This window comes from Alphaproteobacteria bacterium (genome assembly GCA_019695395.1).
GTDB lineage: Bacteria > Pseudomonadota > Alphaproteobacteria > JAEUKQ01 > JAIBAD01 > JAIBAD01.
Genome location: JAIBAD010000044.1, coordinates 1 through 12,986, shown reverse-complemented (window position 1 = coordinate 12,986; position 12,986 = coordinate 1). Strand labels below are relative to the sequence as shown.

14 protein-coding genes and 1 tRNA gene are annotated in these 12,986 nt (G+C 34.7%); 11 read left to right on the top strand and 4 right to left on the bottom strand.

The window, feature by feature from the left end:
* Together cmk and aroA are read right to left on the bottom strand one after the other, a co-directional pair.
* Positions 1-621, bottom strand: a 621-nt coding sequence (gene cmk / locus K1X44_07630; GenBank protein MBX7147162.1) for a (d)CMP kinase, incomplete at its 3' end; no start/stop codon positions are given.
* 63 nt (positions 622-684) lie between these two features.
* Positions 685-2,010 (bottom strand): 3-phosphoshikimate 1-carboxyvinyltransferase, encoded by a 1,326-nt coding sequence (gene aroA / locus K1X44_07625; GenBank protein ID MBX7147161.1) that lies wholly within the window; start codon positions 2,008-2,010, stop codon positions 685-687.
* 157 nt (positions 2,011-2,167) lie between these two features.
* On the opposite strand from aroA, the gene K1X44_07620 reads away from it, so the two are divergent.
* From K1X44_07620 to K1X44_07610, 3 genes are all read left to right on the top strand, one after another.
* Positions 2,168-2,509: a TIGR02300 family protein gene (locus tag K1X44_07620; protein MBX7147160.1), complete on the top strand. Its 342-nt coding sequence runs from the start codon at positions 2,168-2,170 to the stop codon at positions 2,507-2,509.
* Positions 2,510-2,594: 85 nt separating this feature from the next.
* Positions 2,595-2,670, top strand: a tRNA-Ala gene (locus K1X44_07615).
* A gap of 32 nt (positions 2,671-2,702) precedes the next feature.
* Positions 2,703-3,821, top strand: coding sequence for a GNAT family N-acetyltransferase (locus tag K1X44_07610; protein ID MBX7147159.1), 1,119 nt, complete (start codon positions 2,703-2,705; stop codon positions 3,819-3,821).
* Between the two features lie 15 nt (positions 3,822-3,836).
* Here K1X44_07610 and K1X44_07605 read toward each other — a convergent pair whose 3' ends face one another.
* On the bottom strand, positions 3,837-5,261 hold the full coding sequence (locus K1X44_07605) for a saccharopine dehydrogenase NADP-binding domain-containing protein (protein ID MBX7147158.1): 1,425 nt from the start codon (positions 5,259-5,261) through the stop codon (positions 3,837-3,839).
* A gap of 309 nt (positions 5,262-5,570) precedes the next feature.
* Here K1X44_07605 and rplU point away from each other — a divergent pair, with 309 nt between their 5' ends.
* The 8 genes from rplU (at position 5,571) to K1X44_07565 (ending at position 12,309) form a co-directional block, all read left to right on the top strand.
* The gene (gene rplU / locus K1X44_07600; GenBank protein ID MBX7147157.1) at positions 5,571-5,885 is read left to right on the top strand and encodes a 50S ribosomal protein L21; all 315 of its coding nucleotides are present in this window, start codon (positions 5,571-5,573) and stop codon (positions 5,883-5,885) included.
* A gap of 18 nt (positions 5,886-5,903) precedes the next feature.
* The gene (gene rpmA, locus K1X44_07595) at positions 5,904-6,170 is read left to right on the top strand and encodes a 50S ribosomal protein L27 (protein MBX7147156.1); all 267 of its coding nucleotides are present in this window, start codon (positions 5,904-5,906) and stop codon (positions 6,168-6,170) included.
* 89 nt (positions 6,171-6,259) lie between these two features.
* The gene (obgE, locus tag K1X44_07590; GenBank protein ID MBX7147155.1) at positions 6,260-7,270 is read left to right on the top strand and encodes a GTPase ObgE; all 1,011 of its coding nucleotides are present in this window, start codon (positions 6,260-6,262) and stop codon (positions 7,268-7,270) included.
* Positions 7,270-8,409 (top strand): glutamate 5-kinase, encoded by a 1,140-nt coding sequence (gene proB / locus K1X44_07585; protein MBX7147154.1) that lies wholly within the window; start codon positions 7,270-7,272, stop codon positions 8,407-8,409. The genes obgE and proB overlap by 1 nt, the downstream gene beginning before the upstream one ends.
* Positions 8,402-9,664 (top strand): glutamate-5-semialdehyde dehydrogenase, encoded by a 1,263-nt coding sequence (locus K1X44_07580; GenBank protein MBX7147153.1) that lies wholly within the window; start codon positions 8,402-8,404, stop codon positions 9,662-9,664. Before proB ends, K1X44_07580 begins: the two co-directional genes overlap by 8 nt.
* Before the next feature lie 17 nt (positions 9,665-9,681).
* Positions 9,682-10,254, top strand: coding sequence for a nicotinate (nicotinamide) nucleotide adenylyltransferase (gene nadD / locus K1X44_07575; protein MBX7147152.1), 573 nt, complete (start codon positions 9,682-9,684; stop codon positions 10,252-10,254).
* A 17-nt stretch (positions 10,255-10,271) separates the two neighbouring features.
* Positions 10,272-10,673 carry a ribosome silencing factor gene (gene rsfS, locus K1X44_07570; GenBank protein MBX7147151.1) on the top strand — a complete coding sequence of 134 codons (402 nt, stop codon included), beginning with the start codon at positions 10,272-10,274 and terminating at the stop codon, positions 10,671-10,673.
* A gap of 58 nt (positions 10,674-10,731) precedes the next feature.
* Positions 10,732-12,309, top strand: coding sequence for a peptide chain release factor 3 (locus K1X44_07565; protein ID MBX7147150.1), 1,578 nt, complete (start codon positions 10,732-10,734; stop codon positions 12,307-12,309).
* Positions 12,310-12,321: 12 nt separating this feature from the next.
* Here K1X44_07565 and K1X44_07560 read toward each other — a convergent pair whose 3' ends face one another.
* Complete coding sequence (locus tag K1X44_07560; protein MBX7147149.1) at positions 12,322-12,819, bottom strand: CarD family transcriptional regulator; 498 nt, start codon at positions 12,817-12,819, stop codon at positions 12,322-12,324.
* Positions 12,820-12,986 lie beyond the last annotated feature (167 nt).

The window sequence follows — 12,986 nt, the reverse complement described above, 5'->3', positions numbered from 1 at the left end:
ATCTAAAACTTCGTTCATATCTAAATTTGTAGTATCAAGAGTAATAGCATCTTTTGCAGCTTTTAAAGGGGCAAATAATCTTTCGCTATCTCTTGTATCTCGTTCTTTAAGATCATCCATAATTTTATCATAAGATATATTATGGTCTTTTGCCCTTAATTCATTATAGCGTCTTTGAGCTCGTGCTTCAATGGAAGCAGTAATAAAAAATTTTAAATGAGCTTCAGGGCAAACAACTGTGCCTATATCACGCCCGTCTAAAATAACGCCTTTGGCTGGCATCATATTAGAAAAATTTGGGGGATTTTGGGCAAAATTTCTTTGCCATCCAAGAAGAGCTTTACGTAAATCTGGTATAGCTGCGATTTTTGAAGCTAATTGTCCTACTGATTCTTCTCTTAAATTGGCGATATTAAGGTCATTATAAGACAATGTTTCTGCCATTTTTGGGGCTAAATCCATTAAACTATGCTCTGATTTTTGATCTAATTTTAATAATTTAGCAGCAACCGCTCTATAAAGTGATCCTGTGTCAAGATAGGCAAAATGCAAACATTGAGCAAGATTTTGAGACAATGTGCCCTTACCAGCAGCTGTTGGGCCATCAATAGCAATAATTATTGAAGTAGCAGAAATGATAGTAAACCCTTTAAGTCAAACGCCTTAAGTTAACATATGGTATTATTAAGTAATACAAGATATTTCTGCACCAAGTTCATTCATAGTGTCAATAAAATTAGGAAAACTAGTTTTGATCGAATCAATTTCATTAAGTGTAATGCCAGATTCTGTCATCATACCAAAAATTAAAAAAGACATGGCAATTCTATGATCAAAACTTGTATCAATAATCTCACCACCATAAGGTCTTTTAGATTGGCCATGAATTGTTAAAGAATCATGGGTTATGGTAGCTTTTATTCCACATTGGGATAATCGATGCGCAAGTGTTGTAAGACGATCTGATTCTTTATTGCGTAAGGCATGAAGCCCATGAAATATACTTGTCCCTTCGGCATAGACAGCTGCAATTGATAGAATGGGATATTCATCGATTGTAATCGGTACATAAGAATCTGGTACCGTGATAGCCTTAAGTTTACTACTTTTCACATGTATAGTGGCCTGATCTTCACCAGAAATGGTTTGACTATGTTCTAAGATAATTTTACCCCCCATTTTTTTTAAAAGAGATAATAACCCGATACGCGTCGGGTTAATGCCAACTTTTTCAATAGTTATTTCGGAACCAGGTAATAATAAAGCAGCAACAATTAAAAATGCAGCTGATGAAAAATCACCAGGAATGGATAAAGTGCATTTTTGTAAATCACATCGCCCGTTCAATTTAATTTTTTGTCCTGTTTCTGATGTTTCTATATGAAGGGGCACCCCAAAATTTTGAAGCATAATTTCTGTATGGTCTCTGGTTCTTTGAGATTCAATTATAGTCGTTTCGCCTTCTATATTGAGAGCAGCTAATAAAAGAGCAGATTTAATTTGTGCAGAAGGAGGATGAATAAAATGGGTGGATGGCAGCGTAAAATTTGTACCAGTTATGGTTAAGGGTAAAAAATAATTTGATTTTGCTGTAATTTGTGCACCTAAATTCGTTAAATGATGAATAAGTGCTTGCATAGATCTTTTTCTTAAACTTTGATCGCCAGATAAATGCAAGGTCATAGGTTGGGTTGTGCTCATGCCCATAATTAAACGGGTAGAGGTTCCAGAATTACCAAGATCAAGAAAATCACATGGTTCACGCAATCCCCCAACACCACATCCAAAAACTTCCAGATCATTATTTAAATTGGTAGTAAAGGAGACCCCAAAAGCTTCCATAGAATTTTTTGTTTTTATGACATCTTCTGCGGTAGAAAGACCTTTAATTAAAGAATTTCCTAGGGTTAACCCACTTAAAATCAAAGCTCTATGAGAAATAGATTTATCCCCTGGCACATTGACTGTGCCTTTTATTTTCTCAACAGGTGCTGAGAACCACTGAACCATAAAAATTCCTTTAACCTTAAATAGTTGATTTTTTATTCATCATTATAAATTTCTTTTGACAGATGCGTATGAAAATGGCAATTCCCTAACATATTAAAAAATAAAACTAAAATGTCTTAATAAAATTGGATATTATTTATAACTAAGGAGATTGACATTGGTTAAGCCAAATTGGGGAACAAAGCGTACATGCCATGAATGTAGTGCGCATTTTTATGATATGCGTCGTAATCCGATAATTTGCCCTAAATGTGGTGCAGAACATAATCCTGAAATTATTTTAAAGACTCGTCGTGGTCGTATTCCTAATGCTGAAAAGAATCTTAAAAAATCTACATTCCAAGAAGAATCAGCAGTTTTTGATTTAGAAGAAACAGAAGATTTATCACCCTTAGCTGAAGAAACTGATGAATTAATTGAAGATACGTCAGATCTTGGGGGGGATGAAGATGATATGGGTGAAGTTATTGAACATGTTGAAAATGAAGAGGATAATTAAATTAATCGCGAAATTCAATATTTCAGTTGCCTAAATATTCAGTTGAATGTTAATCAAGATATTGTTTAATACATAAAAGATAAAAGGGGCCATAGCTCAGCTGGGAGAGCGCTACAATGGCATTGTAGAGGTCAGCGGTTCGATCCCGCTTGGCTCCACCAAAGTTTAAGCATAATAAACATTGTTGTGTAAAATGGCAGAATTTGGGCCTGAATTATTTCAAACCAAAAATGGAAAAATCATTACTTTACGTGCCTGTTGTGGTCAAGATGTTGATGCATTTCTACATTTTCAACCCCAAATCGCTAAAGAAACACATTTTACGATGCAGATGGTTGGTAAAATACCTGATCGAGAAAAAATAAAAAATGATTGGGAAATAAATTATCAAGATAAAATAAATTTACGATTAGGTGCCTTTTATAACGATGATATGGTTGGACAGCTTGCTTTTTTCCCTTTTACTCCTGTGCATCCTTGGACCCACCATATAGGAAAATTTGGAATGATGATTTTGAAAGATTATTGGGGGCAGGGATTAGGTAGGAAAATGTTAGAAATTATGATCCCCCATGCTAAATCTGTTGATATTAAAAAAATAGAAGCAATGGTTCGTACCACGAATGAACGTGGCGTTAAACTTTATCAATCTCTTGGTTTTAATAATGAAGGTATACGCAAAAAAGCAGCCTTAATTGAAAAGAATTTTTTGGATGAATATTTTATTGCTAAATTTTTAGATAAATATAGAAGTAATAATTGGGTGCCAAAAACACTTGAAACACATAATCTTATTTTAAGACCAATTTGTGCAAATGATGCATCGGATATTTTTGATTATGCAAGAAATCCAAAAATATCACGGTATACTTTATGGGATACCCATAAAAATATAGCTGATACTTTAATTTATATTGATGAGGTTTTTGATAATTACGATCACCATATACCGGATTCATGGGGAATAACTTTAAAAAATTCAGATAAAGTAATTGGAACTATTGGATGTTTTTGGGCAAATCAATCCGTACCATCTATGGAACTTGGGTATGCTTTAAGAGAAGATTATTGGGGACAAGGTTTAATAACAGAAGCTGCCAAAATTGTTATGGATTTTGTTTTTAAACATTATAATTTGCTACGTCTTCAAGCACGGTGTCATATTGACAATCACGCAAGTGCAAAAGTTATAGAAAAAATTGGTATGATACGCGAAGGCACACATCGCTATATATTAAAATGTAAAAATGAATTATGGGACATGCATTATTACGCGCTTACAAAACACGATTGGCTTTCACTTCAGAAATAAATATATTTTATCTAATTAACTTAAACGAAAATTTTGGAATTGCCAGGGATCTTGGTCGTCTATATTCTCTTCTTTGAACAATTGATTGCGTCCCTTTAAAGGTGTCCAATCTGTCCACACACCCTTCACATCACCCAAATAGGGAAGACATATATCAATTATTTCTTGATAATCTAAAGCTTCGGGTTCTACTAATCCTTGATTTGGATTTTTAATAAGCCATATGGCACCTGCAACAACCGGGGCTGCAATCTGTAGGGATGTCGCACTAAATTCACCATCAAGTAATTGACGCGCTTTATTATTATTTAATAAAGATCCATACCATAACCCCCCATGATCACCCAAAAGCAGGGCACCAAGTTCATCTCCCCCTTCAATAATTTCTTTATTAAGAAGACGGGTGGTTTTTTGTAAGTGCCAGTTTTTCATGGCAACTTCACGCATACTTAAAACCGCATCATTACAAGGATGATATGCATAATAAACAGTGGGACGGTAAATTATTTTACGTTTTTCTTTGACCGTTAGATAATCACTTAAACTAATAGCTTCACCATGGGTAATGCAAAACCCATTCATGGGTCCACTTAAAGGGGTCCAGGATCGTACTTCTGTAACCAACCCTGGCTGTCCAAGATAAATGGCCGAGCGTGATCCAATAGTATGCTTATACCCATCTTTGGGCATTTTCTTTTCATGGCTTCCCCATCCAAGTTCTGCAGGTTGCATGCCTTCACTATAAAATCCATCAATGCTCCACGTATTGACAAATTCATCTGGTCTTTTGGGGTGATTAGAAATTTGTGTATCATGTTCAGCCACTTGGATAACTTTTACCCCTAATTTATAGGATAGATTTGCCCATTCACTTTGTGTTTTGGGATGTTGAGTAAATTTTGGATTCTTTTTCTTAGAAATTTCTATTAATGCTGCTTTTACAAAATGGCTAATTAAACCAGGATTAGCCCCATGCGTGATCAAAGCGCTTGTAGCTTTTTTTCCCCAACGTTTGGCATTTTCTAATGCGGAATAGCGTAAATGATAATTACTGCGTTCTGCCATGGTAAATTTAGGATTGTCATAATATCCTTCCCATGGTTCGATACATGTATCAAGATAGAGAACTTGATGATCGTGGCACCAATTCATTAAATCAATAGAACTAACTGAAACGCTAAGGTTAAGCAAAACATCCCCGGCCTTGGCATGTTTTTGTAAAACATCGTTTAAATTATGAGGATAAATAGGATTCACATCGTAATGAACCCCTTTTTGCTGATAGGTTTGAATTAGAGAAGATTGATCTTCGCCATCAATGATACGAATATTACTTAAAGGGATGTCTATTGTTTCAGTTAACATTGCTAATGTGCACCGACCAACAGAACCATATCCAACAATTATAATGCGACCATTGAAAGCGAATTTTTGTTTCATTCTTTTTCCCCATATTAATTTTATTTTGATTTAAGATTGTTTACAATGCCGTGATAAAAATAAAAAGACAATCATTCAATTACTTAAAACTACTAATTAAATTTGTGATTGTTAAAGATGAGATTATTCCTATTAAATAGTTAGCGAATCGCATAATAGTAGAAATATTAAAGAAATTACTTAGATTGGCTGCTTTTTATAAAGAAATAGCTAAAGTTTAGTTGACAATAGCTTAAAGCCTTATTAAAAATAAAGTTTACAAAAAATTTAATGAAATAAAGATAAAAATCTTTTAAAAAGCTATCTGTTATGTATGCAATAATTAAAACTGGTGGTAAACAGTATAAAGTTACTAAAAACGATATTATCGCAGTTGAAAAATTGTCGGGCGATGAGGGATCTGTGGTTAATTTTACAGAAATACTAGCTGTGGGGGATGCGTCACAAGTTAAAATTGGCAATCCTCAACTATCAGCAGGTTCTGTTGCGGCCACAATTCTTAAACAAACGCGTGGTGATAAGGTTATTATCTTTAAAAAGAATCGCCGTCATAATTATCGACGTAAAAATGGTCATCGTCAATTTTTAACCGTTGTACGTATTGATCAAATTGTAGCAGCATAATAAGTAAGGATAAGGATTATGGCACATAAAAAAGCAGGTGGTAGTTCTAGAAACGGTCGTGATTCCGCAGGTAGACGATTAGGCGTAAAAGTTTTTGGTAGTGAAGCTGTTGATGCAGGCAATATTATTGTTCGTCAACGCGGAACCAAATTCCATCCTGGAAAAAATGTTGGTATTGGTAAAGATCACACAATTTATTCTTTAATATCTGGGTATGTTCGTTTTCATAGTGGATTTAAAGGACGTTCTTTTATTTCTGTTGATCCAGCCAGCGAAAAAAATTAAAACGACAGCTATTATAAATTTTGATAATAATTACTGCCCTTTGTCTTCAAGATTAAAGGGCATTTTTATTTTATCTAGGTATATGGATTATGAAATTTCTTGATCAAGTTAAAATATATATTCGAAGTGGGGATGGGGGGGCTGGATGCGTTGGATTTAGGCGCGAAAAATTTATTGAATATGGTGGGCCAGATGGTGGGGATGGTGGAAAAGGTGGATCTGTCATTGTGAAAGCTATCCCAAATTTAAATACCCTCATTGACTATAGATACCAACAACATTTTAAAGCAAGACGAGGGCATCATGGGATGGGCAAAAATCGAAGTGGGCCTGCGTCACCCGATATTATTTTATCGGTACCCATAGGAACCCAAATTTTTGATGAAACAAAGCAATTTTTATTAGCTGATATGATTAAAGAAAACCAGGAATTTTTATTAGCTAAAGGGGGGGATGGGGGACGTGGCAATGCGCATTTTAAAAGTTCAACTAATCAAAGTCCACGTTATGCAGAACCGGGGTGGCCGGGTGAAGAAAAATGGGTTTGGCTTTGTTTAAAATTAATTGCCGATGCGGGATTGGTGGGATTGCCCAATGCTGGCAAATCAACCTTTCTTGCTGCCTGTTCCCGAGCAAAACCCAAAATTGCTGATTATCCTTTTACCACCTTAACACCCCAATTAGGTGTTGTTTATGTTGATGATCACGAATTTGTTTTAGCAGATATACCAGGATTAATAGAAGGTGCACATCAAGGTATGGGGCTAGGACATAAATTTTTAAGCCATATTGAAAGATGTAAAGTTTTAATTCATCTTATTGATAGTACGAACGAAAATATTATAGACAATTATTACAATATACGTAATGAATTATCTTCTTACAGTGATTTACTTACGCAGAAAAAAGAAATTGTTGTTTTGAATAAAAGTGACTGTCATACACCCCAAGATTTAAAGAAAATTGTCAAAAAATTTACCCAAAAAGTTAAAATTGAACCTTTTGTTGTATCAGCTATTCAAGGTCATAAATCCTTGCTTCCTGTGTTAAGAAAAGTGTTTCAAATTTTAACCGAAGAAATAAAATCGGATACTATATAATGGATGCTTGTTCTTTTATTAAAGAAGCGCAGCGTATTGTTATTAAAATTGGTTCAGCTATTTTAATAGATGAAAAACAAAATCAAATCAGAAGAGCTTGGTTAGAAAAATTATCTTATCATATAGCTGGGTGGTATAGGGCCGGAAAAGAAGTCATTATTGTATCTTCCGGTGCGATTGCTTTGGGACGCCGGCATCTTAATCTTATGGAAATGAATTTAAAGCTTGAAGAAAAACAAGCCGCGGCTTCATTGGGACAAATTCGCCTGTCCCATGCCTATCAGGAAATATTTGAAACTTATAATATACCTATTGCCCAAATATTATTAACTTTATCTGATACTGAACAACGTCGACATCATCTTAATGCTCGAAGTACAATGATGACATTATTAAAATTGAAAGTTATTCCTGTTATTAATGAAAATGATGCGGTTGCTACGGCAGAAATACGTTTTGGGGATAATGATAGATTAGCGGCACGTGTCGCGGCAATGACTAGTGCCAATATTCTTATTTTGCTTTCTGATATTGATGGTTTGTATGATAGGGATCCAAAACTTTATAAAGATGCAACATTAATATCAGAGGTTCAAGAAATTACACCTTCTATAGAAGCTATGGCAGGTGAAGCGCTACCAGGATATAGTTCTGGCGGGATGATTACGAAGCTTGCGGCAGCAAAGATAGCAACGCAAGCTGGATGCCATATGATTATTGCCAATGGCAGGCTTGATAATCCATTAGCTGCTCTTGAACAAGGATGCTCTTGTACCACATTTATAGCACAATCCGAACCTATAACGGCGCGTAAAAAATGGATTTCTGGCAGTTTAAAACCTATGGGATCAATAGTGTTGGATATGGGTGCTATAAATGCCCTTCGATTAGGTAAAAGCTTGCTCCCTGCTGGGATAACAAAAATTATCGGTTCATTTGAACGGGGCGATGCTGTTGTTCTTCTTGACCCAAACCACCAAGAAATAGGTCGTGGTTTAGTTGCATATTCAACAAAAGATGCTAATCTAATTATTGGATGTCAAACACAAGAAATAGAAAAAATTTTAGGTTATCGAGGACGAGATGAAATGATCCACCGAGATAATCTGGTTTTATATCAAGGTAAAAATAATGGTTAATTCTTCTCTTTACCATGACATAGAAATTTTGGGTCAACAGGCAAAAGCTGCATCTATAATTATTGGTCAAACTTCGGCTGAAATTAAAACCCAAGCTATCCTTGAATCAATAAAATTTTTAATCAAAAATAAAGAAATTATTTTAAAGGCAAATAATTTAGATCTAGATCTTGCGCAAGAAAAAAAAGTTTCTTCAGCATTCCTAGATAGGTTAAAACTGGATGAAAAACGTATTGAAAGTATAGCCAAGGGGCTGAATGATATTGCGGCTTTAAAAGATCCTGTTGGAAAAACTCTTGCCCAGTGGCAAAGACCCAATGGGTTAAAAATTCAAAAAATATCAGTCCCTTTTGGCGTTATTGGGATCATTTATGAAGCCCGTCCCAATGTCACAGCAGATGCGGGTGCCTTATGTCTTAAGTCTGGCAATGCAGTTATTTTACGAAGTGGATCAGAAAGTTTTCATTCATCACAAGCTATTCATCAGTGTCTTTTAGAAGGATTAAAAACGGTTGATTTACCTATTCATGCAATTCAATTGATCCAAACAACAGACCGTGATGCTGTGGGTCATTTATTATCTTTATCAAAATATGTTGATATTATTATCCCAAGGGGTGGACGTTCATTGATAGAACGTATAAAGCAAGAAAGCCAAATTCCTGTCATTGCCCATTTAGATGGGCTTTGTCATACTTATGTCAATTCAGAAGCTGATCCTAAAAAAGCGTTGGCTATAGTTATCAATGCGAAGATGAGACGACCTGGTATATGTGGGGCAACGGAAACTTTACTTATTGATAAACAAGCACATAATATGCTTGCCCCAATTTTACAGGAATTATTTAAGATTAATTGTGAAATACGAGGTGATGCGTTAACCTGCGCTTTAGATAGCAGGGTTAAGCCTGCAACTGAAAAAGATTGGGACACAGAATATTTGGATGCTATTCTTTCAGTAAAACAAGTAGATAATATTGACGAGGCTATTGCGCACATTAATAAACATGGGTCAAAACATACAGAAGCTATTATTACTGAAAATCAAGCTTTAGCTGATAAATTTTTTAAAGAAATTGACGCGGGTATTCTCATGCATAATACATCAACGCAATTTGCTGATGGCGGTGAATTTGGTATGGGTGCAGAAATTGGTATATCAACTGGTAAATTGCATGCAAGAGGGCCTGTGGGTATAGAGCAATTAACGACATATAAGTACATAGTCCATGGCCAAGGTCAAATACGTTCCTAACAAAGAATAATTAAAAAATGAAAATTGGTTTATTAGGTGGCTCTTTTAATCCCCCTCATGAAGGGCATTATCAAATTAGTTTGCAAGCTTTAAAAAGGCTTGGGCTACATCAATTATGGTGGATTATCAATCCTCAAAACCCACTTAAATCAAATCAGCACATGATCAGTTTTCAAAAAAGATTAATATTGGCCCGTAAAATGATTAATCATCCTAAAATAAAGATTTTAGATTTGGAATATAAAAATAAAATATTTTATACAATTGATACCTTACGTTTTTTAAAAAAACGTTATACGCACCATTCATTTGTTTGGTTGATAGGTGCAGATAATTTGATCCAAATTAATGAGTGGAAAAATTGGCAGCAACTATTTTCTATGATACCTATTATTGTATTTGATCGTCCCTTATATTCTTTGAAAGCTTCTGCTTCCAAAGCGGCATCTCGTTATGCTAAGTTTAGAATTCCGGAAAGAAAGGTAAAAAAAATCTTTAATGAACCATTGCCAATCTGGGCCTATCTTCATAATCCTTTAAATAATATTTCCGCAACCTTTATCCGTACCCAGAATAAAGATATTTTATAAAAACAAAGATTGTAAATATGAACAAAAAAACAGATCAAATAAAAGAAAAAAAAATTGTTAAAAAAAGAATACCTAAATCCAAAAAAAGCAATAATGATAATTTAATTAAAATTATCACATCCTGTTTGGAAGATAACAAAGCAGAAAATATCACCATTATTGATTTAATAGGAAAAACGAGTATTGCAGATTTTATGGTTGTTGCAAATGGGACGTCAACCCGGCATCTTATTTCAATGGCCGACCATTTAGCCGTGAAATTAAAAGGTATCCATATCTTTCCCGTTCATATAGAAGGTAAAGATAAAGCAGAATGGATATTAATTGATGCTAAAGATGTTATTATTCATCTTTTTCGTCCAGATACCCGAAATTTTTATAATCTTGAAAAAATGTGGGGGGAACATTTGCCTGAATAAAATAAAATTTTATAAATTAGATATGAATTTACAAAGATAAAAATAGTACAAAAAATTTATGACATTACATTCTTACCCAAGACGTACTTTTGCAATTATATCGCATCCTGATGCTGGGAAAACTACGTTAACAGAAAAACTATTATTATTTGGTGGTGCTATCCAAATGGCGGGTGCCGTAAAAGCCCGGGGTGAACAAAGACGTGCCAGATCTGATTGGATGAAAGTTGAACAAGAACGGGGAATTTCTGTCACAGCTTCTGTGATGACTTTCCAATATGAAAATCATATTTTTAATTTACTTGATACGCCTGGGCACGAAGATTTTAGTGAAGATACATACCGGACTTTAACTGCGGTTGATTCAGTTATCATGGTTCTTGATGTTGCAAAGGGGATTGAAACACAAACACGTAAATTGTTTGAAGTATGTCGTTTAAGGGATATTCCAATTATTACTTTTATTAATAAATTAGACCGAGAAGGCCGCGATCCGTTTTCTTTACTGGATGAAATTGAAAAAACTTTGGCTTTAGAAGTAGCGCCGGTAAGTTGGCCCATAGGTATGGGTAGAGAATTTTCTGGATGTTATGATTTGGTTCAAAACCACCTTATTGCTTTTGAACGAAGCAAGGGATATGTCGTGAATGAATCAAAAGTTTTCAATGACTTACAAGATTCTTCTTTAAGTAAATTTTTATCAGAACCTCTTCGTCAACAATTAATCAATGACATAGATATGATTAAGGGGATTTATCCTTCTTTTGATTTAGATCTTTATCGGGCCGGTCATTTAACCCCAGTATATTTTGGAAGTGCCGTCAATAATTTTGGAATACATGAATTATTAAGGGGGTTAATAAATTTTGCACCTAGTCCTCGACCACAAAAAACAGTTCAAAGAATGGTAGAGCCTCATGAAAATAAAGTCACAGGGTTCGTATTTAAAATTCAAGCAAATATGGATCCTAAGCACCGGGATAGAATTGCCTTTATCAGATTATGTTCAGGCCATTTTAAACGAGGAAGTAAATTACTTCATGTGCGTAGTGGAAAAATAATGGCTATCCATAATCCTATTTTATTTATGGCCCAAGACAGACAATTGGCGGAAGAAGCCTTTGCCGGTGATATTATTGGTATTTTAAATCATGGAAATTTACATATTGGGGATGCCTTATCTGAAGGTGAAAAATTAAGTTTTATGGATATACCAAGCTTTGCCCCCGAATTTCTTCAAACAGTTCGCTCTGAAGACCCAATGAAAATGAAACATTTAGTCAAAGCACTTATTGAATTAGCAGAAGAAGGTGTCGCAAGAGTGTTCAAACCGCGTCTTGGTCTAGACTGGATTGTAGGTGTCGTAGGACCATTACAATTTGATATATTAGCTGATCGAATGCGCAATGAATACGGACTGCCTGTAAAATTTGAAGCTTTCAATATTCATGCAGTACGGTGGATTGATTCAGAAGATCATCTTTTAATCAAAAGATTTGTTGCCCTTAACGAGGCTTCTATTGCAGACGATCATTTAGATAGACATGTTTTTCTTGCTCGTAATCTTTGGCATATGGAAAGAACGCAAGAAGAATGGCCGCAAATCAAATTTCTTAAACTTGCGCAATCTAAGTGATTTTAATAGAAATTAAGCTACTTTTAAGGCTTGTTCTAATTTTCTTGTTGCGGTTGATTCGTCAATTCGTTCTACAGCAGCAAGTTCACGAACAAGGCGATCAAGTGCTAATTGATAAATTTGACGTTCACTGTAAGATTGTTCAGGTTGATCAGTATTACGGTGTAAATCCCGAACAACTTCTGCAATAGAAGCAGGGTTTCCAGAATTAATTTTTGCTTCATATTCTTGGGCGCGTCTGCTCCACATTGTTCGTTTGGTTTTTGTCCGATTCTTTAAAGAAGATAAAGCATTTTCCATAGCTTTTTTTGAACTTAAGCGTCTTAATCCTGCATTTTGGAGTTTGCTAAGTGGCACTCGCAAAGTCATTTTATCTTTATCAAAATTAATGGTTAAAAATTTTAAAGTTAATCCAGAAATATCCTGTTTTTCTATGCCGAGGACTTTGCCCACACCATGAGTTGGATAAACTAAATAATCGCCTTTTTTGAATGCTAGTTCTTTTTTCATGATAGATAAACCCAATGATCAGAATCAAAAATAGAAATAATAATAAAAACCCCCTACCAAAAGGGTTCTAATCAAAATTTTTCTAATACAAATATTGCATACAAAAGCCACAAAATGCAGATTTAGTAATGCTAGAACTTGAGTTGTCAACTTAAGAATTAGCTCTT

Excerpts from the sequence above, each read along its gene's own strand:
- K1X44_07610 (MBX7147159.1), top strand. The coding sequence starts at position 2,703 with ATGGCAGAATTTGGGCCTGAATTATTTCAAACCAAAAATGGAAAAATC.
- proB (MBX7147154.1), top strand. The coding sequence starts at position 7,270 with ATGGATGCTTGTTCTTTTATTAAAGAAGCGCAGCGTATTGTTATTAAA.
- rsfS (MBX7147151.1), top strand. The coding sequence starts at position 10,272 with ATGAACAAAAAAACAGATCAAATAAAAGAAAAAAAAATTGTTAAAAAA.
- obgE (MBX7147155.1), top strand. The coding sequence starts at position 6,260 with ATGAAATTTCTTGATCAAGTTAAAATATATATTCGAAGTGGGGATGGG.
- rplU (MBX7147157.1), top strand. The coding sequence starts at position 5,571 with ATGTATGCAATAATTAAAACTGGTGGTAAACAGTATAAAGTTACTAAA.
- nadD (MBX7147152.1), top strand. The coding sequence starts at position 9,682 with ATGAAAATTGGTTTATTAGGTGGCTCTTTTAATCCCCCTCATGAAGGG.
- rpmA (MBX7147156.1), top strand. The coding sequence starts at position 5,904 with ATGGCACATAAAAAAGCAGGTGGTAGTTCTAGAAACGGTCGTGATTCC.
- K1X44_07565 (MBX7147150.1), top strand. The coding sequence starts at position 10,732 with ATGACATTACATTCTTACCCAAGACGTACTTTTGCAATTATATCGCAT.
- K1X44_07560 (MBX7147149.1), bottom strand. The coding sequence starts at position 12,819 with ATGAAAAAAGAACTAGCATTCAAAAAAGGCGATTATTTAGTTTATCCA.
- aroA (MBX7147161.1), bottom strand. The coding sequence starts at position 2,010 with ATGGTTCAGTGGTTCTCAGCACCTGTTGAGAAAATAAAAGGCACAGTC.
- K1X44_07605 (MBX7147158.1), bottom strand. The coding sequence starts at position 5,261 with ATGAAACAAAAATTCGCTTTCAATGGTCGCATTATAATTGTTGGATAT.
- K1X44_07580 (MBX7147153.1), top strand. The coding sequence starts at position 8,402 with ATGGTTAATTCTTCTCTTTACCATGACATAGAAATTTTGGGTCAACAG.